We start from the raw sequence: 23,718 nt of genomic DNA, 5'->3' as shown, positions 1-23,718 counted from the left end.
TGGAGATTGACAATGGGAAGAGATAATGTTCAGAATGAAGAAATAGAAATTGATATTGGACATATTTTATCTATATTATGGGATAAGATAATGGTTATTATTGCAACAGGCATAATAGTGGGACTTGGTGCATTTCTTGTGGCAAAGTTTTTTATAACACCACAGTATGAGTCAGAAACCAAGCTGTATGTATTAAACAGAGCTAACGACAGTGCGACTACTTTATCAGATGTCCAGTTATCTACACAGCTTACGAAAGATTATAAGATACTTGTAACAAGTGCTCCGGTTATGAATGAAGTTATCAAGGAATTAAAGCTTGATATGAAAGCCTCACAGCTTGCTTCAAGCATATCTGTTGATACACCTTCGGATACACGTGTATTGCAGATAACAGTTGTTAGTGATGATCCTTATCAGGCTAAGAAGATAGCTGACTGCGTGGCTAAAGTATCATCACAGAAGATATGTGATATTATGAAGATTGAACAGGTAAATGTTATTGAGGAAGGCTCATTATCAGAGATACCAGCATTTGCTGTTGTCCAGAAATGGACAATTATAGGTGCTCTTGCAGGTATTGTGCTGTCAGCGGCGGTTATAGTAATAAAGTCAATGTTAGATGATACTGTAAAGACTACAGAAGATGTGGAGAAATATTTTGACCTCAGTACACTTGCAGTTATTCCAATTTCAGAAGAAATGGATGATGGCTTGCCAAAGAACAAGAAAAAGAGCAGGAAGAACAAAAAGAACAAGAATAAAAAGTAAAAGTCAGGTGAAAAGATAATATGCAGACTATCAATATAGAACGATTAAGAAAGCTTGATTACAGGGCTAATGAGGCATATAAGAATTTAAGAACGAATATCCAGCTTTGCGGTTCGGATATCAAGGTTATTATGCTCACAAGTACGACACCGGGAGAAGGTAAATCTACTGTATCATTTAATCTTGCGGTATCACTTGCAGAAGCAGGCAAGAAGGTTATATTTATTGATGCGGATTTAAGAAAGTCGGTGCTTGTAGGACGTTATAAGATTAATACGTCTGTTAAGGGACTTACACATTTCTTATCAGGAATTAATAAATTTGAAGAAGTTATGTATGCAACTAATGTTGAGAATTTTAATGTAGTATTTTCTGGTCCGGTGCCACCTAATCCTACAGAGCTTCTTGGCAATAAGGTGTTTAAGACACTTATAAAAGTATTAAGGGATTTGTATGATTATATAATAATTGATACACCACCTATAGGAAGTGTAATAGACAGTGCCATAGTGGCACAGGAGTGTGACGGAGTTGCCTATGTAATGGCGGCTAATGATGTAAGCTACAAATACGCCCAGAAGGGTCTGGAGCAGATTAAAAAGACAGACTGCAAGCTTCTTGGAGTGGTACTTAATAAGGTCGATATGGACGATAACAAATACTATGGTAAGTATTATGGCAAATACTATGGCAAGTATGGAGAACATGCCAATAAATAGGTGGCTGGTTATGTCGTAAATAACATATAATATTATAAACAGCTAATTGACATATTAACTTAATAACTATTTAAAAGGTCAAAAAGGCTTCGCATTACGATATACATAATGTGAAGCCTTTTTCTAATACTTGATAGTATTTTGTTAATAGTGTTTTATTAATAGTATTTTGAGCAATATTTTATAGTTAATTAGCTGCAGCCTGATTAGCATTGGAATTGCTATCTGCCTGGGCAGGGGCGGCAGCCGCCTGTGTAGGAGCTGTTGTAGCTTCTGTCTTATTGCCGTTACTGCCGGTATTATTGCTGTTATTATTATTATTACTGTTATTGTTATTACTGTTGTTGTTGTTACTGTTGTTGTTGTTATTGTTATTGCTATTGTTATCAGGAGCAGGGGTCTGTGTAGGAGCTGCTGTAGTTGTTGCTGCTTCTGTAGGTGCGGCAGTTGCTTTAGTTGTAGTCTGCTGCTGCTTAGTTGTTGATGAACTCTTAGTTGATGTGGCAGCAGAAGTTTCTTCTTTGTTAGTGCTTGATGATTTTGAAGTATTAGGTAAAGACATCAAACCAGTTGGGTTAGAAACCTTGCTGATCTCTTCGTCATAATATTCCTGTGCATCGAATATATCACCATTAATTATCTTCTTGGCAAGCTGTCTGGCAATATCAACATCAGCCTGATAAAGAAGTGATACAGAACGATAAGAACCGAAATGCTGGCATAGTCTGCTGTCAGGTTCTGCACCTGTGCTGTATGTCTGTATATTCCATGAACGGCTGTTGGCAAGCTGCCCTTTTACAAGTGATGTAATATCTGATACAGGCATATTAGTGTAGAGCATATCACCGACAGAATCAAGTAATGCACTGTACTTTGCAAGTATTGCAGGTGATGTAAGCTTATTGATAATAGCTGTAAGGGCTGCAAGCTGGTTACGGCCTCTCTGGTAATCACCATCTAAGAAAGCATTTCTTTCACGGCAGAAAGCTAAGGTCTGTTCACCATTACATTCATTATCACCTATTACATAGTGATATCTTGTTGGAGCTGCCTCAAGTCCATTGACAAAGTCAACAGATGAATTGATGGTTACACCACCAAGTGCATCTACAATTGTCTCGCAGCCGGTAAAGTTAATCTTAACATAGTAATCAATATTAAGGTCATACAGATTCTGAAGGTTTAGTATAGAACCCTCTATACCCCATTGTCCGGCGTGTGTAAGCTTATCATAGCCCTGAGCACCCGTACCAGGATTAGTAAGGTTGATATAGGCATCTCTTGGAGTAGTGATAAGAAGCACTTGTCTTGTTATTGGGTGGATGACACATAAAATGTTGACATCGCTTCGTCCTGTTGAAAGTATCTTGCCTTCTTCGTCATTACCTGATATATATATTACAAAAGGTTCTTCGTTGACCTTTTTGTCAGACTCGCTCAATTCAACAGTTCTCTTAAGCTCAATAGTTCCTACAATTCTTATTGAGTCGAGGAATTCTTCATATTCCTCATCAAATGATGATAATGTGTTGTCATTAATAAGCATAGCCTGAATATCAGTTCCAGCCTCTAATGCAGGAATGATATCTTCCCAGGTTGTATATTCCCTGGTTTTGATGTCAGCGTTGTTATTAAAGTTAATCTTCTGTATGGCATCCTGATTATCATCAGCATCTACAGTAGAATTATAACCAAATGTATAAGATAGAGTATCAGAAAGTGACTGTGCTTTATCTTTCTTTAATACAACTACATCAACTACATCTGTAATCTCCTGTATGTTATTACCATTACTGCTTATCTTATCAAGAGTTGTATCAACCTTTGATGTGAAAAGGAATGTATATAAAAGTACAGCGGATAAAAGTACAGATATTACTTTTCCTATAATATGTGTCTTAGTAAACTGTGATAGGAAGTCGTATATTGCCACAAGCACAAGAACGGCATCAATAGCTGCTATATACTTGAGTGGAAGAATATCAAGTTTGTAAAGCTTCAATAGTGTCAATACAGTGAATATAAGCTGAACAACAACGAGTGCGATACCAATAACTGTCGCCCATGCTCTTAGCTTGTGCTTCTTCTCACTCTGGGAAAGAGTGCTCCCCTTTTTGAAGATATATTGCATATCTTCTCTGGTCTTGTCAAAGAATCCTGACATAATGTTATCTCCTGTTAATATTCATAGAATAAATGTATAAGTCAAGCTAAAAAATGTGAAATATATTCAATTAAAAGCTTAACATAACAAAAATACTATAACATATTACTAAAAAAAAATAAATAAATAGAGTATTAAATATAGAAAAATGTAAAAATATGCCTGTATGCAGTATACAAACATATTGGTATTGTATGTTTTACTTAATAATATAAAGAAAATAAAGCGGAAAATTAAAGATAAACCTAATTAAACTTAATAATATTCATTTTTGTTCAATTTAATTATGTGAAACACATAAAAAACTTGCATAAATTAAGTGAAATTAATATAATATCACTTGGGTAACGTACTAAAGCGTACGAATATTAAATCAAAGGAGTTAAACGATTATGGGATATGTTGATGAAGTATTAGAATTAGTTTCTAAGAAAAATGCAGATCAGCCAGAATTCTTACAGGCTGTAACAGAGGTTCTTAATTCATTAAGACCAGTTGTTGATGCTAACGAGGAGCTTTACAGAAGCAATGCAATTCTTGAAAGAATTACAGAGCCAGACAGAGTATTAATGTTCCGTGTACCTTGGGTAGACGATAAGGGCCAGGTACAGGTTAACAGAGGTTTCAGAGTACAGTTCAATAACGCTATCGGACCTTACAAGGGTGGTTTAAGATTACATCCATCAGTTAACTTAGGTATTATCAAGTTCTTAGGTTTTGAACAGATTTTAAAGAACTCACTTACAAGCCTTCCAATCGGTGGTGGTAAAGGTGGTTCAGACTTCGATCCTAAGGGCAAGTCAGATAGAGAAATCATGGCATTCTGCCAGAGCTTCATGACAGAACTTTGCAAGTATATCGGTGCTGATGTCGATGTTCCAGCTGGTGATATCGGAACAGGCGCAAGAGAAATCGGTTATATGTTCGGTCAGTACAAGAGAATCAGAGGTATGTTTGAAGGCGTTCTTACAGGTAAGGGTCTTACATATGGTGGTTCACTTGCAAGAACAGAAGCTACAGGATATGGTCTTCTTTACATCACAGAAGAACTTATGAAGTGTCATGGTGATTCACTTGAAGGCAAGACAATCGCTGTTTCAGGTGCTGGTAATGTTGCTATATATGCTATCCAGAAGGCACAGCAGCTTGGTGCTAAGGTTGTTACATGCTCTGACTCAACAGGTTGGATATATGATCCAGAAGGAATTGATGTAGAACTTCTTAGAGAAGTTAAGGAAGTTAAGAGAGCAAGACTTACAGAATATGCTGCTGCAAGAAAGTCAGCTGAATACTATGAGAAGAAGAATGGTGAGCATGGTGTATGGTCAGTTAAGTGTGATATCGCTCTTCCTTGTGCTACTCAGAACGAACTTGACCTTGAGGATGCTAAGCAGTTAGTAGCTAACGGTGTTAAGGCTGTTTGTGAAGGTGCTAATATGCCTACAACTCTTGATGCAACAGAGTACTTCCAGAACAATGGTGTAATGTTCATCTGTGGTAAGGCTGCCAATGCTGGTGGTGTTGCTACTTCAGCTCTTGAAATGAGCCAGAATAGTGAAAGACTTAGCTGGACATTCGAAGAGGTTGATGCTAAGCTTAAGAACATCATGGTTAATATCTACCACAACATTGATGATGCTGCTAAGAGATATGGTATGGAAGGCAACTATGTGGCTGGTGCTAATATCGCTGGTTTCGAGAAGGTTGTTAATGCAATGCTTGCTCAGGGTGTATGCTAATTATCCCATAATTATAACGAATTAATATATGAGGGCTGCTGCTTAAGTGCAATGTTATTAAGTTAACATTGGGCTTATGCGGCGGCTCTTTTTGTGTAATAGATAATTCATGTATAAGGGCAGTTTTTTAATAAATAGCACATTGTATTTTGTCTGCATAACTTATATAATTAAACATTAAGATGTAGGTGCCAGATAGTATTCTGCCCATTAATGATCTATCAGGGAGAAAATGGTATTTTTCTAAAAAAATATGACAAAACACTTGGAGAGGAGTATTAATGTCAGATTTATACAGTATTCTTAATAATTTAACAGATGATGATATAAGGCTGCAGCTTGCATTTTTTGATAGTGTGACAATAGGAAATGCAGCGAAGGAGACAGGTTCACGTATCATATCCGGACTTGCAGATATGGCGAATTCATTTGCAGAGATATTCAGCAGTAAGTTAAAAGTCGAATATGATTATAAGAAAGTGTCAGATATGGTGGAAGCCAAATATATGCAGCTTAAGACAGCGGACAGGACACATTTAATGTCAATGTTAGAACTTAAACTGCTTGAGATAGCAGGAGCACAGGGCAGCATAGATGTCAGCACAGTGGCAGGAAGGGATAAGCTTTTAATGCTTGCTGTTAATGCGGCAGGAGCAGGATATTCCATTAACCAGTACATAGCACCAGCCCATAAAATGCAGATTATAAGTGACAAATATAACGAGGCATTTATGGATAATCTGTACCAGAGCATTAAGAATGTAACACCTGACCAGTTCAGGGAGTGGTCAGCCATTATGGATAAAGCAATTGCCAGTGCAGATATTGAGATAAAGAGGGTAGTACATAAAGAACTTATGCCGGACGCATTTAATGGAATGGGTGTGTTAAAGAGCTTAAGAAAGCAGAAGACACAGGAGAAGCTAAGACTTGTTATAGAGTGTTTTGGAGTTGAAGCATTTGATTATAAGACAGTAGAGATAAAGACTATGTATCAGGCAATTAGAACCTTCAATAAGGTATCTTCGCTACAGCTTGCAAGAATGATTAATATAGCTGTAAGAAGGTACAATAAGCCGTTATATGCTAAAGATGAACTTATGCCTTCCTATGTGGCAGAAGATGATAAGGCAAAGCTTGAGCAGGATATGGAATATGCAGCACTTATCAATCAGGTAAAAGAGATAGATGGTGAAACAGACAAGCTTATAAAAGAACTTGAAGGAATAGAAAAAAGGCAGACAGATGCAGAGGAAAAACTTGAAAAAGCCAAAGAACATTTAGATGAGGTGGACAAAGAATTCTCAGAGCTTGAAGCTAAGAAGAATGAATATATGAGTGGCTCGCATACCGAGCAGGAAACTAAAAGCTACTATGCAAGGGTTAATGAGGTTAAAAGACAGTTAGACAGGGCATCAGAAGAAGCTGGTGTAAGGGAGAGAAAAAATCAGGAACTTCTTAACCAGATATATCTTACTAAAGAGAAAATTGAGATGACAAAGAGCCAGACCGAGACTTATCATAATAAGCTTGATGAGCAGACGAATGAAAGAAAGCAGAATTTACAGCGTCTCTGGAGTGCTTATTATTATAAGTTCAGATTTAGTGATGATATATTTACAGAGCTTGTAAAGAACTACGACAGAAAGCATATCGTAGTTATCGAGGAAATGCTTAAGGAAATGCACGACAGCAGTGATTACAGCATATATCTTGATGGTGATAAGCTTAATGTGTATACAGGCGGCAGGAAACCGATAGTGTTCATATATGAGAATGGAGTGTTTAATGGAATATTCAGAGATAAAAGTGTTTCTTAATGATACGCCGCAGTATGGTGAAACTACAGGAGTAGAAAGGGCTGGGAAGCTTTTAGAGCTTCTTGGAAATCCTGATAAGAATTTAAAGATAATACATATATCAGGAACTAACGGCAAGGGTTCAGTGTGTTCTTATATAGATGATATTTTAAAAAAGTCAGGATATAAGACAGGTCTGTTTACATCACCCCATCTTGTGACAATAAGGGAACGCATACAGGTTGACGGTGAACTTATATCAAGAGAAGATTTTACACAGTACTTTAATAAGGTGTATGAAACAGCCAGGGCGAATAATCTTAAGCTTGCATATTTTGACTTTTTTTTCGGTGCGGCTATGTTATATTTTGATAAATGCAAGGTCGATTATGTAGTGTTAGAAACAGGGCTTGGCGGAAGCCTTGATGCGACTAATGCAGTACATAATCCACTGTGCTGTGTAATTACGACAATAAGCCTTGAACATACAGCAATACTGGGAGATACGATTAAGAAAATAGCAGAGCAGAAAGCAGGAATAATAAAGCAGGGCGTGCCTGTTGTATATGCAGATGACAATGAGGCTTCTGGTGTGATAGAGGATATTGCACACAGCAAGAACAGCTATTGTTACGGAGTATCACCACAGCAATATCAAATAATTAAAAACTTTAATGGCTGTATTGATTTTTCACTGCATAATGAGTATTATATTAATAATTGCTTAAGATTGGCTACTCCTGCAATATATCAGGTGGAAAATGTGTCAATAGCAATTACAGTATGCAGGCTTTTAAAGCATTTGTATCATATTGATATTAAAGACAGTGCCATAGTAGATTCGGCAGGGAGCCACATATGGCAGGGCAGAATGGAGAAGCTTACGGATAACATATATGTTGACGGTGCACATAATCCTCAGGGAATACAGAGTTTTGTTAATTCGGTTAACGGAATGTATGCTGACAGCACTGATAAAGCGGCATTATTATTCTCAGTTGTAAGTGATAAGAATTTTGAACAGATGATAAGCATACTGTGCGGCTGTAAGGTATTTGCACGAATAGCGATTACTGTGACAGGCGGCATAAGGCACTTGGATAAGGAATACATAAGTGCGGCATTTAAAAGACATACAGATATTGAAGTGGAAGTGTATGATAGTGCGAAAGAGGCGGTTCTTGCATTAAAGAATGAGCCGATGGTGTTTGGTACAGGTTCACTTTATCTTGTAGCAGATATAAGGAAAGTTTTGGAATAATATAAAGATTGGAGAATAGATATGTTAGATTTTGATGAGGAAATCCAGAAGTTCCAGCCAAGTCTGGAAGTTGAGGATGCAGAAGATGCAATATACAAGAATGATGTACCAGATATAACAGATTTAATTAACAAGATTATCGAAGGAAAGAGTGAGAAGTAATTATGAGATGTTACAAATGTGGCTGTGTCCTTTCAGCAAATGACACATGTGCCAAGTGTGGTACAGATGTCTCTATATACAAAAAGACTGCCAGGGTTTCAGATATATATTACAACAAAGGTCTTGAGAAAGCCCGTGTGAGGGATTTATCAGGAGCAATAGAAACTTTAAAAGTAAGTCTTATGATTAACAAATATAATATTAATGCAAGAAATCTTCTCGGACTTATATATTGTGAGATGGGAGAAGTGGTTGAGGCATTATCACAGTGGGTAATGAGCAAGAACCTTGCCCCGGACGATAATGTTGCAGAGAGTTATATAAAGAAAATCCAGTCTAATCAGAATAAGTTTGAATCAGTTACTAATGATATTAAGAAATATAACGTATCGCTTCAGTATGCCAAGGATAAGAATACAGATATGGCAGTAATACAGTTAAAGAAGATTGTTATATCTAATCCGCATTTTATAAAGGCACATCTGTTGCTTGCGCTTATATATATTAAAGATAATGAATATCAAAGAGCAAGAAAGCTCCTGAATTCAGTGCTTAAGATAGACAGGAATAATACTCTTGCAAGTAAGTACCTTGAACAGATAAACCAGAGCCAGAATATTAAAGATAATGATATATCTGGAAGCTTCTTACCTAAGAAGAAGGTAAAGGAAGAAGAAAGCAAGCCTCTTAATGGTAATGATGTAATACTTCCAAGGTCATCATACAAAGAACCAAGCAATGGTGCTATTACAATAGTCAATGTTCTTGTAGGTGTTGTGATTGGTGCGGCACTTATATGGTTCTTAGTAATGCCATCAAGATACAAGGGTATAACAGAAGATTATAACAGAAGTCTGGCAGAATACAGTGAACAGCTTTCATCAGGCAATGTAGAGCTTAACAGTATGGAAAGTGAATTAAAGACTGTAAAGGCAGAGAAAGAATCACTTGAACAGCAGTTAAGTGAACTTAATGGAACTGGCGGTGGCAATAAGCTTTTAATATCAGTTATTGAGTCTGCTAATGCTTATATAGCCAATAAAAGGACAGAAGCTGCTGAGAAGCTTATTGACGTTGATGTAAGTGCACTTCCATCAGACTCAGCCAAGACTTTATATAATACAATTTCGACTGCTGTTATGGCACAGGCAGCTAATGAGTTCTACAGCAAGGCTCAGACTTCATACTATAAGTCAGATTATGCTACAGCAGTTGATGATTATGTTAAGGCATTTAAGTGCGACGCCACTAAGGTAGATGCAGCTTATTATGCGGCTAAATGTTATGTCGCACTTTCACAGACAGACAATGCCAAGAAGTACTATCAGTACATTGTAAATGACTTTAAGACAAGTGGATATTATAAAGAAGCTAATGATTATGTGACATCACATTAATTACCACACGATAAATCCCTGACGGAAATTAGTCCGTCAGGGATATTTTTGTGTAACAGGAAATTCTGATATAATTATATGTTACGCTTAGCACAAGGGTGCCGATACCCTGAATAGAGGATAGGAGGATAGTTATGAGAGATGATACACAGCTTCTTAATAATGGATTAGACAGTGAATTAGACAGCTATGATACAGCAGAGGATATTAAAAGAACCGATTACATATATATGGTCAGCGGGAATAATCTTGTTATAAGCCTTAATGCAGAACTTGACCATCATCTGGCAGATGAGATGAGAGAGGTAATAGACGATATAATCGATAAAAGGGGAGTGGACAGGGTTATTATAGACTTTTCCAAGGTTGATTTTATGGATAGTGCTGGAATAGGGCTTATAATGGGAAGATATAAGAAGATACGCGATATAGGTGATATATGTGTTGTCGGAATTAATGAGAGCATTAAAAGAATACTGCTTATATCAGGACTTCATAAAATAGTAGATATATATGATAATCTGTGCGATGCCGTCAGAAAGCAGAATAAGAGGGGGATGTAAAATGCAGGAGAATAATGTGGATGTAATATTTGATGCAATATCAGAGAATGAGAGTTTTGCAAGAGTGGTTGCTGCAGCTTTTGTGACAAGATTAGACCCGACCTTAGAGGAAATATCAGATATAAAAACAGCAGTATCAGAGGCAGTTACCAACAGTATTGTGCACGGCTATGAGGGAAAAGGCGGCAAGGTATATATGACACTTTCTTTAGAGGATAGGGAGATTATTATAAAGATAAAAGATGAGGGCGTAGGAATAGAAAATGTCCATAAAGCAATGGAGCCTTTGTATACAACAAAGCCAGAGCTTGAAAGGTCAGGAATGGGCTTTTCATTTATGGAAGCATTTATGGACGAGCTTAATGTGTATTCAAGAAAAAATGTGGGTACAACTGTAATTATGAAGAAAAGAATAGGAGAAAGTAACAGGTAGAATGGATGTGTATGCTTGCGATCATACTAAAGAATTGATCATTAAAGCACACAACAATGATAAATCAGCAAGGGAGAAGCTTGTTATTGATAACAGCGGACTTGTGTGGAGCATAGTTAAAAGATTTACAGGGCGGGGTGCAGAGATGGAGGATTTGTACCAGATAGGCTGTATTGGGCTTATAAAGGCAATAGACAATTTTAATATGGACTATGATGTGAAGTTCTCAACTTATGCAGTTCCGATGATTACGGGTGAGATTAAAAGATTTCTTAGAGATGATGGCATAATAAAGATAAGCCGTAGTATTAAGGAAAATGGATACAAATGTTTTACGGCTTCCCAGAAGTTAAAGGGTATTCTTAACCGCGAGCCGACTATTGAGGAGCTGTCCAGGGAAACAGGAATAGCGACAGAGGATATAATCGTTACAATGGAGGCTGGCGACTGCGTGGAGTCAATCTATAAGACAATATACCAGAAGGATGGCAATGAGGTATGTCTTATAGATAAGTTAGAGGGCAAGGATGGCGGAAGCGACAGCATTATTGATAATATAATGATTAATGAGCTTGTGGACAGCCTGTGCGAGAGGGACAGGAAGCTTATAAGAATGAGATATTATGAGGATATGACACAGACACAGGCCGCCAGGGTATTAGGAATATCACAGGTTCAGGTATCACGTCTCGAAAAGAAAATATTAAACCGTATGCGAAGCCAGATAGATATAGAATAATATGGGCAATATTGGCAATACTTCTAACAGCATTATTTAATCAGCATAAAATGCTGTGAAATGGAGGTTACTATGTCAAAAACAGTATATTTAAAGATAAGACAGCTTACTAAAACAGACAAGCAGGATGTGTATCTGTCTGATGTGGCAGAAGTGTATGCTGAAAAAAAGCTGCTTCCTAAGATAAAAAGCATAAAGCTGGCAACATTTTACAGGACTAAAAAGGACAGGATATGTATAAGCTCAATGCAGGTTATATCAGCGATACAGCAGCTTGATGATACACTTGACGTTAATAATATAGGCGAGAGTGATTTTATAATCGATTACAGAAAGAACCAGCAGCCGGTGTGGTTATCTGTTATTCTTAAGATTATCGTGTGCATAATAATATTTATAGGAAGTGCTTATGCGATAATGGCGTATAATAATGATGTCAGCACAATAGAGATATTTGAAAAAGTATACCGGATGTCAGGTGTGGACTGGCTTATGGAATACAATGTGTGTGAGATAGCTTATGCAATAGGGTTGTTTGCCGGGATAGCAGTATTTTATGACCATTTTGCTGGAAAGAAGATGAGTAAAGCACCAACCCCTATAGAGGTGTCTATGAACCAGTATGTCAAAGATGAAAATCAGGCTATGATTGACTCTGTAGAGTGTATGCCAAGATGCGTAAGAAACAATTATCCGGGGGCAACAAAATGCTGATTAAAATATTATTTATCATACTTATCGGGTTAAGTGCCGGAGGTGTTACGGCTACAGGACTGTTCGCCCTAATATCAAGCATAGGTCTTATTAACAGATACGCAGATGTGACCAACACAACAGAATCAATAATGCTTTATGAGGAAATGATTATATTTGGTGCAGGTATTGGGAATATATGGTATATATTTGAACTGCCGATTAAGCTTGGCGTGGCAGGTGTTATATTGTATGGTGCGGTATCTGGAATATTTATAGGTACATTTTTAATATGCCTTGCAGAAACAGTCAAAGCACTTCCTATATTAGCACACAGGGTAAAGCTTAAAAAATGTCTTGGCTTTGTAGTTTTGTTTATTGCTATTGGAAAGATGGTGGGACATTTGGTATACTATTTAGTACCTTAAATACTAAACAGACAGGAAGAAAAAATATGATTACGAGAAAAGAGCTTGCAAAAGCAGCTAAGAGAACATTAAAAAAGCATTTCTGGATATTGGTTGTTGTGTGTCTTATAGCAGCGTTTGTTGGAAGTGAATTTACGGAAACTTTCAGTTTCTTTAAAATGCAGATGACAGACATTAATAATACAGATACGAACGAATCACAGGGCGTTACGCTTGTTACATCAGATATTGATAACAGGACGAAAAGTGCAATGCTTGATGCAATTGTATCAGTTATTATGAACAATGAGGAACAGGGCAAAGAGCAGTCGCAGACACTTATCGACAAAGCAAAGGATAATGCAGGGGACATACTGGGGAGAACTTCGGGAATATTATCATCAGTTGTTAATAACGTATCATCAGGTGCGGTTGTATTTACTATAGTTGATGTTGTATACGGAATTACGGGTTCAAGACATCTTGTTGTTATCCTGCTTTTATGTCTGGCACTTATATTTTATTTTGGAATAAGATATGTCGTGAAAATGTCTTATGTTGTTATATCAAGAAGAATATTTCTTGAAAGCCGGACATATAAAAGTGTAGGGGTCGGCAAATTTATGTTTCTTATGAGAGTAAAAAGGTGGATGCGTGTAGCCTTTACAATGTTAGTTAAAGACTTGTATACCATATTATGGTCGCTTACAATAGCAGGGGCTTTTATTAAGCCGCTGTCATATATGCTTGTGCCATATATAATAGCCGAAAATCCAGACATAAAGGCTAATGATGCAATAACCTTATCAAGAAGAATGATGAACGGCTATAAGTGGAAATGTTTCTGCTACCAGTTATCATTTATTGGCTGGAATATATTAAGCTTTATATCTATGGGTCTTGTGGGGGTATTATATTCCAATCCATATAAGACAGCATTTTTTACAGAATTGTATGTTCTTATAAGAGAAAATGCTATTAAGAATAATATAGAAGGCATGGAAATGCTAAGCGATGTATATCTGTATGAGCGGGCAGGAAAAGAAGAATTGCAGGCAGCTTACGCAGACATATATCCATATATGAATGAGGACTCTCCAGAGGAAAGATTTGATGATGATATTATGAAATCTGACATCAGGTATTTCAGGAGATTAAGAAAGTTTCTTGCTGACTGGTTCGGCGTAATTCTTTTTAATACGAGTGAGGAAAAGAAGTTCGAGGATGCCAAGGCGGAACAGATAAAAGCTGACAGATGTAAACAGGAGATACTTGGTAATATGTATCCTTCAAGGCTGTTTACATTAAAGGAGCATAGAGCTAATTTTGAAAGTACGGTATATATGCGTAATTACTCAATTCCATCGCTTATACTTATATTCTTTGTAATGTCATTTATAGGGTGGTTCTGGGAAGTTTCATCACACTTAATGCTGTATCATTCATTTGCTAACAGAGGCGTGCTCCACGGTCCCTGGCTTCCAATATACGGAGTTGGCGGTCTTTTGATACTTCTGCTTCTTAAAAAGTTCAGGGAAAAGCCGGCTCTTGAGTTCGTGCTGGCGATTATTCTGTGTGGAGTTGTTGAGTATTTTACAGGACTTGTGCTGGAACTTACACATAACGGACAGAAGTGGTGGGATTACACAGGATTTTTCCTTAATATTCACGGGCGTATATGTGCGGAAGGCCTGTTAGCCTTTGGTATTGGTGGAATGGCTATAGTGTATTTTGTAGCACCATTGCTTGATAATTATTTCAGAAAGATAAAGCTTCAGATTATTATACCATTATGTGTGGCACTTATGATGATATTTGTTGCAGACCAGTTGTACACAAAGAAGCACCCTAATGTGGGCGAGGGAATAACATGCCTTAACATATATGATATGTATTATTATTTATGAATAATTCTTAAGTTTATGGTAATGCTAATAGAAACATATGTTAATAGTAATATAATGCAATAAGACAGGCGGAATATATGATTATTAATATCAACATATGTCACTAATAAAGCATATGTAGGAATGAGGATTATTATGGTTCAGGATGTTGAAAAAAGAAATAAAAGCTATAACCAGTATGTTGAAAATGTCACGAAAAAGGCGGGGTGTGTATACAACTGCTTTAAGGCATTTATAACAGGTGGAATTATATGTACAATAGGCCAGCTTATTATGAATTTTATGAAGATGACAGGAATGACAGCAGATGATGCAGCAAGTTATACAACGCTTATACTTGTTGCTTTAAGTGTTATATTTACAGGCTTTGGAATATATCCGCTTATCACGTCTTTTGGAGGAGCTGGTGCACTTGTTCCGATTACAGGATTTGCGAATAGTATAGCTTCTCCTGCGATTGAATATAAGAAAGAGGGACAGGTATTTGGTATTGGCTGTAAAATATTTACGATAGCAGGACCGGTTATATTGTATGGAATATTTTTCAGCTGGATTATAGGTCTGATATACTGGATAATAAGTCTTATGTGATTAACTATTTGGAGGTACTAAGGAAATGGCAATGACCGAATTAGAACAGCATTATAATAAATTCAATGAGGAGAAACGTCTGGATTCACGTCACGGAAGGGTTGAATTTATAACATCTATGAAATATATCCATAACTGCCTTGATGATATTAAGGCGGCTATGGATATTGCCAGTGATATAAAGATACTTGATATAGGTGCAGGAACAGGAAGATACAGCGTTCCATTATCTGAGGAAGGGTACGATGTCACTGCGGTGGAACTAGTAAAACATAATCTTGGACTTCTAAAGGCTAAGAATTCAAATGTCAAGGCATATCAGGGCAATGCACTTAAGCTTAAGCGTTTTGAAGATAATACATTTGATATGGCACTGCTTTTTGGACCTATGTACCATTTGTTTACATTTGAGGATAAGCTTAAGGCACTTAATGAAGCAAAGAGAGTTGTCAAGCCGGGTGGAATTATACTTGTGGCATATCTTATGAATGAATATAGTGTTATTACATATGCGTTTAAGGAAGGACATATTAAGGAATGTCTTAATGGGAACAGACTGACAGGGGATTATCACACTGTATCAAGTGAGGAGAACCTCTATGATTATATGAGAATAGAAGATATTAACAGTCTTAATGAGGCGGCAGGGCTTGAGAGAATTAAAATATTATCACCAGATGGACCGGCTAACTATATAAGACCATATCTTAATAAGCTTACAGAAGAAGAATTCGCAGAATTCGTGAAGTATCATCTTGCAACATGCGAAAGACAGGATTTAATCGGAGCGGCAGCGCATACACTTGATATATTAAGAGTTAAGTAATTTTAACTGGATACATCAGTGAGTGGCAGAATTTACTTTTGACACTCATATGATAATATTAATATAGAATAATTAACGGATAATGCTGGGGAAATAATACAGTAATGAATAAATTACCTGATAAAGCAGATACTACCTATTGATGATTGATTATGAATAAATATTAAGAGGTAGCGTATGATTGCAGGTAAACAGAGTATTAAATTTGATAATAATGTATACATCAAAGCAGGAGCTACAGTGGCGGGAACTAAGGAAAAGAAAGGACCGCTGGGCTGCTGCTTTGATGTCGTTTCGCAAGATGATTTATTCGGTGGTGAAAGCTGGGAGGAGGCAGAGAGCAGGATACAGAGCCTTGCATTTGAGAAGCTGTTAGAAAAGACAGGAATGATGCCAGAGGACATAAGATATATATATGCAGGTGACTTATTAGGTCAGCTTATAGCGACATCTTTTGGCTTAAAGACGTATGATGTGCCGCTTTTTGGACTTTATGGTGCGTGTTCAACTATGGGCGAGTCATTATCGCTTGCGGCTATGTGTGTTAATGCTGGTTTCGCGGATAATGTGGCGGCGATAGCTTCAAGCCATTTTGCAAGTGCTGAGAAGCAGTTCAGATTTCCATTATTATATGGTAACCAGAGGCCAATGAGTTCAACGTGGACGGTTACAGGTGCAGGAGCGTATCTTGTATCTAATTCCCCAGTGATAACAAAATGTGATGGAGATGTGTGCCAGATTGTGGATAATGGATATGCAAATGTAATTATATCGGGCATAACTACAGGAAAGATAGTAGATTACGGCGTTAAGGACTCTATGAATATGGGAGCCTGTATGGCACCTGCGGCGGCAGACCTAATAGAAGCCAACTATAAGGATTTTGAAGTGACTAAAGGGTATTACGATATGATTATAACCGGTGACTTGGGGTATACAGGTAAAGAGATACTTCTTACACTTCTTAAAGAGAAAGGAATAGACATAAGTGATATATACACGGACTGCGGAATAGAAGTATTTGATAAAAATGAGCAGGATACCCAGTCAGGTGGAAGTGGTTGTGGGTGCAGTGCGATAGTTCTTGATACTCTTGTATTGGACAAGTTAAGAAAACGTGAATTAAAAAGGGTATTATTTGTTCCAACAGGGGCATTGTTATCGCAGGTAAGCTTTAATGAAGGTAAGTCAATACCCGGAATAGCACACGGCGTTGTGCTTGAGGCTGTATAAGGTGCATAACACAGCATTGCGGCAGATATAAGTTGAAAGTTCATAACAGGATTGTTATATGTCAGTAAAAGAAAGGAGCTGGGCGTTAAAATGGATTATTTGAAAGCATTTGTTGTAGGCGGAATTATATGCGTCCTGACACAGATTTTAATGGAAAAGACCAGGCTTATGCCAGGAAGAATAATGGTTATACTTGTAACCACAGGTGCGGTTCTTGGTGCGGTAGGATTATATGAACCACTTGTGCAGTTCGCAGGAGCGGGAGCGAGCGTTCCATTGACAGGCTTTGGAAATGTGCTATGGAAGGGAATGAAAATGGCTGTTGATAACTCGGGCTTCTTGGGATTGTTCAAAGGTGGCTTTACAGCCTGTGCGGTGGGAGTGTCAGCGGCACTTGTATTCGGCTATATTGCCTCGTGGATATTCGAGCCTAAGATGAAAAAGAAATAAAATTTACAGCGATATATAAAAAGCCCCTGCTTATTAATTTATAGGGTTTGCTTATAGCACTTGCATAAAAGCTATAGGGCATTTAGGAAGGACCTTATAAATATAGTAAGCAGGGGCTTTTTTATATTGCATATCGTTATGAATATTAACGAACTAATTAACGCAATAACTAATTAAATAACTAAATAATCAGCTGGCTGACAGTTACAAGCTATTGTTACCGACAGATTAATTACTGCTTCCTGTAGTAGAAGCGGTTGTGTTCTGCTTTGCAGTTGTTGACTGCGAATTAGAAGCGTTCTGTGTGGTGGTTGTAGCTGTTGTGTTCTGCGGGGTCGTGTTCTGCTTTGTAGTTGTTGACTGGCTGTTGTTACTGTTATTGTTACTGTTATTGTTAGTAGTTGTTGATGGTGTTACAGGTGCGGCTGTTGAGTGAAGCGTACAAAGCCTGCTTAGCTTCTCATCAGTTATCGCATATTGTGCATCAGCAGTTGTATAACCAGAAGTATCCTCACCACCTAAAGTGTTAGTTGATGACTTCTTAACATAAATGTTAGTTGAAACATTAGTACAGCCTGCGTTAGCAACAAGACCTGAGTCATTACATATATTAACCTTAACGTGAGTATCACAGGTTTCTGTAGGCTGGTTGTCAGCCGCAAAATATTCAGTGATTATACAGCTTCCTCTAGGGTCAGCATCACATAAACCTTCAACAGGGAGCTTGCCTGACTTAGAGCATACAGCAACCTGTACAATATCATCTGGCTGTGTGAAGCTTCCAGTAGGAAGATTTTCGTGGATTTCCTGCATAATAGCTTTCCATATACCGGTATGGTTGACTGAGTCAACACGCTTAGAGTTATCATCATAACCTACCCATATAGAAGCAGTGTAGTAAGGTGTAAATCCACAGAACCATATATCAGTATCAAACTGTGTAGTACCAGTCTTACCAGCAACCGGCTGGTTAGATAACTTGGCTCTTGTAGCGGTACCTGAATTAACAACAGATTCCATACCGCTTGTAAGAAGCCATGCAGATGACTCTTTTAAGACTCTGTGTGTTTCTGGTATTGAGTTGTCAATAATTACATTACCTTCTCTGTCTAATACCTTAGTGTAATATATTGGCTTAGTATATGTTCCTTTGTTGGCGATTGCCGCATAGGCGGCTGTCATATCTATATTACATACACCCTTTGTCATACCACCAAGTGCAAGTGACTGCACAACATCGTGGTTTCCGTTAATTGCATTCTTGGTAGATACCAAAGTTGAAAGTCCGAACTTTTCAAGGTAGCTGAAACCAACGCTTGGTGTTATCTGTGTAAGAACCTTTACAGCAGGTACGTTCTGTGAACGTGTGAGTGCTTCACGCACTGTCATATATCCAAGATACTGTCCTTCTGTGTAGTTCTTTACAAGTCGTGCATCTGTTCCTGAATAATAGTAAGGTGCATCATCGATAGCAGAAGCAAGAGTGATAGCACCAGTATCAAGTCCTGGTCCATAAGCAACAAGCGGCTTGATAGAAGAACCCGGCTGTCTTGTTACATCATCAGTAGCTCTGTTTAAGCCTCTGTCAGTAGCCTTATCTCCACGTCCGCCGACAAGAACTTTAACATAGCCTGTTGACTGTTCTATTATAGAGAAAGAAATCTGAGGCTGTATAACAAAATAGGACTTCTCATAAGTAACAGTTCCGCCATTAGCTGTCATAGCTTCCCTGTACTGGTCAATATAGCCCTGAGCAGTAGTTTCATTTCTTAATGTAAGGCTGAAAGAAGAATCAACATTTTCTTTAAACCATTTCTCCATATTATTCTGTGAATAATATGAAAATGTTCCATCTGTCTCTTTTACTGTGAGATTATAATTAATAGTAAAATCTGTATTGGATGGATAGTAGTCTGGGTCATTAAGTATTGAATCTGCAATGTTCTGCATAGACATATCCTGAGTAGTGTATACAGATAAACCGCCAGAATATATCATACTTGTAGCCTGCTGTTTAGAATAACCCTTCTGCTGCATAAGGTCATCTATAAGCTGGTTGATAACTTCATCTACAAAATAAGAATAATTAGATGAAGAAGCAGCAGCTGATACATCAATACCTTCAAGTCTTGCATATACATCATCTGCAACAGCCTCGCTGTATTCATTAGTAGAGATGTATTCCTGCTTTAACATATTATTAAGCACGGCAAGCTGTCTTTCCTTATTATCATCAGGATTCTTCAAAGGGTTAAGTCTTGAAGGGTTCTTGGTAATAGAAGCAAGTACGGCACATTCGCTTAAAGTAAGCTCGGATACATCTTTATTAAAGTATCCGTTAGCAGCCGCCTGTACACCATAATAACCATTGCCTAGGTTAATTGTATTAAGATAGTTCTCTAAAATGCTGTCTTTGTCCATAACAGTTTCTAGCTTGATAGCAAGATATTGTTCCTGAACCTTTCTTTTAATCTTCTCCATAGTAGATTCATTGTAAGCATTAAATACATTATTCTTAAGTAACTGCTGTGTGATTGTACTGGCACCCTGTGACATCTCGCCATCGGATACAGTAATCATGGCAGCTCTCATAATACCCTGAAGGTCAATTCCGTTATGCTTGTAGAATCTTTCATCTTCAATAGCAACAAATGCGTGCTGAAGATATACTGGAATCTGGTCAAGGGAAGCGTATATTCTGTTAGCTCCGGTTGTTGCAAGCGTCTGTATTTCTTCACCATTGTTATCGTATATCTTAGTTGCGTAACCTTCGGGTGAAACATTGATTGACGATATATCAGGTGCACTCTCAATTATGCCCTGTGCAGCACCGAATATAAGGCATGAGCCGCTTATTACAACTGCAATTGCACCAACAAGAAGTAGTTTGATAAAGAAAATGTTAAACTTAGTCCTAAACTTCGTTGCTGATGAATTAAGGAGCTTTTTCTTTCGTCTTATGCCGTTTCCACCATAATTCATAATTGTAAATCCTCCATATTGTTATAAATGGTAAAACTATGATATTATTTACCAAATGCAAGGTACAAAATCCAATAAGGATTTAAAGTGATAATCCGTAACACGGATACCTTATTGTACCATAGAAATGAATGACAGGCAATCGGAGGAGTTATGAATATAATTTTAAAGAACGGCAGTGGAGAAATAGAGGAGAAGAAGTCGCGTTTCATCTGCCACATTTTTAAAATAAAAAGCGAAGAAGAAGCAGAGGAGTATATCACTGCAGTAAAGAAGAAATACTGGGATGCAAGACATAACTGCTATGCTTATGTAACAGGCGATAAGGGGCAGATACAGAGATTTAGTGATGATGGAGAACCGCAGGGGACAGCAGGAAAGCCGATGCTTGATATACTTAATTCATATGGGCTTACAGACTGCCTCTTAGTTGTAACAAGATATTTTGGCGGCGTGCTTCTTGGAACAGGTGGACTTATAAGAGCATATCAGGCTGCTGCTAAAGAAGGGATTAAGAATTCGGACATAGCACAGGTGTGTGACGGAATAACTGCTGTCATAACGACTGATTATAACGCATATGGCAAATTGCAGTATATATGTAATGATAATAATGTGGATATCATTGATACTGACTTTGGTGCAAATGTCACAATTAAACTTGCGGCAGAAATGTCAGTTTGTGACACATTTGAAAAGAAGCTGATGGACACGTTTGCGGGTAATGTAGTTCTTAATGATAAAGAAAATGTTAAATTTTGCAGAAATATGGCTGGAAATATAATATTTTTATAACATATCGTACAATTATATGATTGTAACAAATGGACGAATTGTGAACAAATAATTAACACTGGTAAATAAGCACAATTTAAGTATGGTTTTTAGATAAAAATTACATTTGATTGTTAAAGTGATGTAAAAAAATGCTAAAATTATCTTAATAATAGTGCAAAATTTACATAAAACATCTATTTTTAATAGATGTAAAATTATACAGAATGAATACATAAAGGGCGCTTTGTTAATAAATTGTTCAAAAATATAGTGCTGGGAAGCCGCATAAATACTGGGGTTCATAAAAAAATTAAAAAAAATACAAGAATTGTTAAAAATAGTCTTGTTAAAATAGTACAAAAATGGTAATATATCAATGTCAAAAAACATATTAAGTGGGGTTGCCCCACAAGAACCAATTAAGGGAGGTTTACAAGTTTATGAGAAAGACAATTAAAAAGCTTACTGCTGTAGGTTTAACTCTTACATCAGTAATGGGTCTTGTAGCATGTGGCAATAACAATGCTTCAAACAACACAAAAGAAACTGTAGATTGGGCAAGCGTAGAAAAGCCAGGACATTTCACAATTATGGTTGATGGTACAGTTCCTACATTAGAAGAATGGGGCGAGAAGTTTGATGAACAGCTTATGTCATTAACAGGCCTTGATTTTGAAATCACACGTCCTGACCACAACTCATACTATGATGCAGTTGCTAACTCAATGCTTGATGCAAGTGCAATGCCAGATGTTATCATTCTTTCATCTGATTATTTAGCACTTTATGCAAGCCAGGGTCTTCTTTGGGATATGACAGATGCTTGGAATAATTCAGCAACAAAGTCTTCTGGAAGACTTATCTCAGATGCAGAGAAGATTATGCAGGCTAACTATGTAAGAGGCGTTGATGGTGAGAAGGCTCTCTACGGATTCGTACCTGCTCGTGGTAACGGATGTGTTACATATGTAAAGGAAGCTTGGGCTACTCAGGCTGGTTATTCTAAGGCAGATTTAACAAGCAAGCAGCTTTCATATGATGAGTTCTACACAATGCTTAAGAAGATGAAGGAAGCTAGAGGAGTTGATTATGTAATTTCTGCTCCAGGTTTCTATTCAAAGGAAGCACCTTATACTAACTACCTTCCAGAATTCTATCAGAATGCTCAGTTTACTTTCTACTATGACCAGGCAAAGGGTGAATATGTAGATGGTTTCTCTCAGAAGGAGATGAAGGATGCTCTTCAGAGAATTCAGAACGCTGTTAACGATGGTCTTATCAATAAGGAAACAAGCACAAAGACAACTCAGACAGCACGTAACGACTTTAAGTCATCAGATCCTAAGACAGAATCAGGTGTATTTACATACTGGGCTGGACAGTGGGCTGATACATTAAGAGGATACTTAAAGACAGCTGGTCTTGATGATTCAATTATTCCAATACTTCCAATTAAGGAACTTGGTTCATACGCAGAAAGACTTGCACCATCATGGTGTATTACATCTCACGCTGCTGAGACAGGTAAGGCTGAAGGAATCTTCAAGTACTTCATCGATACAATGTTAGATGGTGGAGATATCCAGACACTTTGGGAATATGGTCCTAAGGGTTACTACTATGAAGAGCAGGCTGATGGTTCATTCAAGTTCCTTGGTAAGAAGACTAACCCTAAGACACTTTATGCTAAGGCTCATCTTGACTGCAACTTAGTTCTTGCTAACTTCACAAACGGTAAGGATCCAGGAAAGGCTGAACAGCCAGAAAATGTTACATCTTGCTCAGATATGTTCTTTGAACATTCTACACTTGTAGATTCACCTGCTATGACAGAAGAAGTTGGTAAGCTTGTTGGTGATATCAATACAGAAAGATACACAGTAATTGATAACGTTGCAAGAGGTGAATGGACAGTTGATCAGGGTATGCAGGAATACACAAAGACTGTTGGTTCTAAGGTAGATGCGGCTCTTAAGTCATTAAATACACAGTTCGCTGGAAAGAATTAATGCTACTTAATATGTGTTAAAAGATGTTTTAAACATCACTTTATATTTCGTGCCAGTAGACCTGGTCTTCTGGCACGAATTTTGCTTGATATAAGC

The 23,718-nt window shown here is 37.4% G+C and carries 21 protein-coding genes; 19 read left to right on the top strand and 2 right to left on the bottom strand.

What is annotated here, in order from left to right:
* Nucleotides 1-12 precede the first annotated feature (12 nt).
* The gene (locus BM157_RS09730; protein ID WP_022501913.1) at nucleotides 13-771 is read left to right on the top strand and encodes a YveK family protein; all 759 of its coding nucleotides are present in this window, start codon (nucleotides 13-15) and stop codon (nucleotides 769-771) included.
* A gap of 20 nt (nucleotides 772-791) precedes the next feature.
* Nucleotides 792-1,490 carry a polysaccharide biosynthesis tyrosine autokinase gene (locus BM157_RS09725; protein WP_022501912.1) on the top strand — a complete coding sequence of 233 codons (699 nt, stop codon included), beginning with the start codon at nucleotides 792-794 and terminating at the stop codon, nucleotides 1,488-1,490.
* Between the two features lie 187 nt (nucleotides 1,491-1,677).
* Here BM157_RS09725 and BM157_RS09720 read toward each other — a convergent pair whose 3' ends face one another.
* The gene (locus tag BM157_RS09720) at nucleotides 1,678-3,654 is read right to left on the bottom strand and encodes an LCP family protein (protein ID WP_090140909.1); all 1,977 of its coding nucleotides are present in this window, start codon (nucleotides 3,652-3,654) and stop codon (nucleotides 1,678-1,680) included.
* 392 nt (nucleotides 3,655-4,046) lie between these two features.
* Here BM157_RS09720 and gdhA point away from each other — a divergent pair, with 392 nt between their 5' ends.
* The 15 genes from gdhA to spoVAE all read left to right on the top strand — a co-directional run bounded on the left by gdhA (nucleotide 4,047) and on the right by spoVAE (nucleotide 17,854).
* A complete protein-coding gene (gene gdhA, locus BM157_RS09715) occupies nucleotides 4,047-5,393 on the top strand; it encodes an NADP-specific glutamate dehydrogenase (protein ID WP_090140907.1) in 1,347 nt (448 codons plus the stop codon).
* A 281-nt stretch (nucleotides 5,394-5,674) separates the two neighbouring features.
* Nucleotides 5,675-7,213, top strand: a complete 1,539-nt coding sequence (locus BM157_RS09710) for a coiled-coil domain-containing protein (RefSeq protein ID WP_090140905.1) — start codon at nucleotides 5,675-5,677, stop codon at nucleotides 7,211-7,213.
* Complete coding sequence (locus BM157_RS09705) at nucleotides 7,182-8,453, top strand: bifunctional folylpolyglutamate synthase/dihydrofolate synthase (RefSeq protein WP_318255907.1); 1,272 nt, start codon at nucleotides 7,182-7,184, stop codon at nucleotides 8,451-8,453. Before BM157_RS09710 ends, BM157_RS09705 begins: the two co-directional genes overlap by 32 nt.
* Nucleotides 8,454-8,474: 21 nt before the next feature.
* A complete protein-coding gene (locus tag BM157_RS13030) occupies nucleotides 8,475-8,615 on the top strand; it encodes a hypothetical protein (RefSeq protein ID WP_172677765.1) in 141 nt (46 codons plus the stop codon).
* 2 nt (nucleotides 8,616-8,617) lie between these two features.
* On the top strand, nucleotides 8,618-10,012 hold the full coding sequence (locus BM157_RS09700; RefSeq protein ID WP_090140901.1) for a tetratricopeptide repeat protein: 1,395 nt from the start codon (nucleotides 8,618-8,620) through the stop codon (nucleotides 10,010-10,012).
* A 134-nt stretch (nucleotides 10,013-10,146) separates the two neighbouring features.
* Nucleotides 10,147-10,575, top strand: coding sequence for an STAS domain-containing protein (locus BM157_RS09695; protein WP_022501906.1), 429 nt, complete (start codon nucleotides 10,147-10,149; stop codon nucleotides 10,573-10,575).
* Between the two features lies 1 nt (nucleotide 10,576).
* Nucleotides 10,577-11,008, top strand: a complete 432-nt coding sequence (spoIIAB, locus tag BM157_RS09690; RefSeq protein WP_022501905.1) for an anti-sigma F factor — start codon at nucleotides 10,577-10,579, stop codon at nucleotides 11,006-11,008.
* Nucleotide 11,009: 1 nt separating this feature from the next.
* Entirely contained in the window at nucleotides 11,010-11,747 is a 738-nt protein-coding gene (locus tag BM157_RS09685) for a SigF/SigG family RNA polymerase sporulation sigma factor (protein WP_055174026.1), read from the top strand.
* Nucleotides 11,748-11,819: 72 nt separating this feature from the next.
* On the top strand, nucleotides 11,820-12,461 hold the full coding sequence (locus BM157_RS09680; RefSeq protein ID WP_055174027.1) for a stage V sporulation protein AA: 642 nt from the start codon (nucleotides 11,820-11,822) through the stop codon (nucleotides 12,459-12,461).
* Nucleotides 12,455-12,868 (top strand): stage V sporulation protein AB, encoded by a 414-nt coding sequence (locus BM157_RS09675; RefSeq protein ID WP_090140899.1) that lies wholly within the window; start codon nucleotides 12,455-12,457, stop codon nucleotides 12,866-12,868. Before BM157_RS09680 ends, BM157_RS09675 begins: the two co-directional genes overlap by 7 nt.
* A gap of 26 nt (nucleotides 12,869-12,894) precedes the next feature.
* The gene (locus BM157_RS09670; RefSeq protein ID WP_318255906.1) at nucleotides 12,895-14,754 is read left to right on the top strand and encodes a DUF975 family protein; all 1,860 of its coding nucleotides are present in this window, start codon (nucleotides 12,895-12,897) and stop codon (nucleotides 14,752-14,754) included.
* A 135-nt stretch (nucleotides 14,755-14,889) separates the two neighbouring features.
* Nucleotides 14,890-15,345 carry a stage V sporulation protein AC gene (gene spoVAC, locus BM157_RS09665; RefSeq protein ID WP_022501900.1) on the top strand — a complete coding sequence of 152 codons (456 nt, stop codon included), beginning with the start codon at nucleotides 14,890-14,892 and terminating at the stop codon, nucleotides 15,343-15,345.
* A gap of 31 nt (nucleotides 15,346-15,376) precedes the next feature.
* Entirely contained in the window at nucleotides 15,377-16,171 is a 795-nt protein-coding gene (locus BM157_RS09660; RefSeq protein WP_090140923.1) for a methyltransferase domain-containing protein, read from the top strand.
* A 177-nt stretch (nucleotides 16,172-16,348) separates the two neighbouring features.
* On the top strand, nucleotides 16,349-17,404 hold the full coding sequence (locus tag BM157_RS09655; protein ID WP_090140897.1) for a stage V sporulation protein AD: 1,056 nt from the start codon (nucleotides 16,349-16,351) through the stop codon (nucleotides 17,402-17,404).
* Nucleotides 17,405-17,494: 90 nt separating this feature from the next.
* The gene (spoVAE, locus tag BM157_RS09650; protein ID WP_055306200.1) at nucleotides 17,495-17,854 is read left to right on the top strand and encodes a stage V sporulation protein AE; all 360 of its coding nucleotides are present in this window, start codon (nucleotides 17,495-17,497) and stop codon (nucleotides 17,852-17,854) included.
* A 228-nt stretch (nucleotides 17,855-18,082) separates the two neighbouring features.
* On the opposite strand, the gene BM157_RS09645 is transcribed toward spoVAE, so the two are convergent.
* Nucleotides 18,083-20,836: a transglycosylase domain-containing protein gene (locus tag BM157_RS09645; protein WP_090140895.1), complete on the bottom strand. Its 2,754-nt coding sequence runs from the start codon at nucleotides 20,834-20,836 to the stop codon at nucleotides 18,083-18,085.
* 153 nt (nucleotides 20,837-20,989) lie between these two features.
* On the opposite strand from BM157_RS09645, the gene BM157_RS09640 reads away from it, so the two are divergent.
* Together BM157_RS09640 and BM157_RS09635 are read left to right on the top strand one after the other, a co-directional pair.
* Entirely contained in the window at nucleotides 20,990-21,631 is a 642-nt protein-coding gene (locus tag BM157_RS09640) for a YigZ family protein (RefSeq protein ID WP_022501895.1), read from the top strand.
* A gap of 422 nt (nucleotides 21,632-22,053) precedes the next feature.
* Entirely contained in the window at nucleotides 22,054-23,622 is a 1,569-nt protein-coding gene (locus tag BM157_RS09635; RefSeq protein WP_022501894.1) for an extracellular solute-binding protein, read from the top strand.
* The last annotated feature ends 96 nt before the right edge of the window (nucleotides 23,623-23,718 follow it).

Source organism: [Lactobacillus] rogosae (assembly GCA_900112995.1).
Taxonomy (GTDB): Bacteria; Bacillota; Clostridia; order Lachnospirales; family Lachnospiraceae; genus Lachnospira; species Lachnospira rogosae.
The sequence above is the reverse complement of the archived record's forward strand: the minus strand, read 5'-3'. Positions and strand labels throughout refer to the sequence as shown.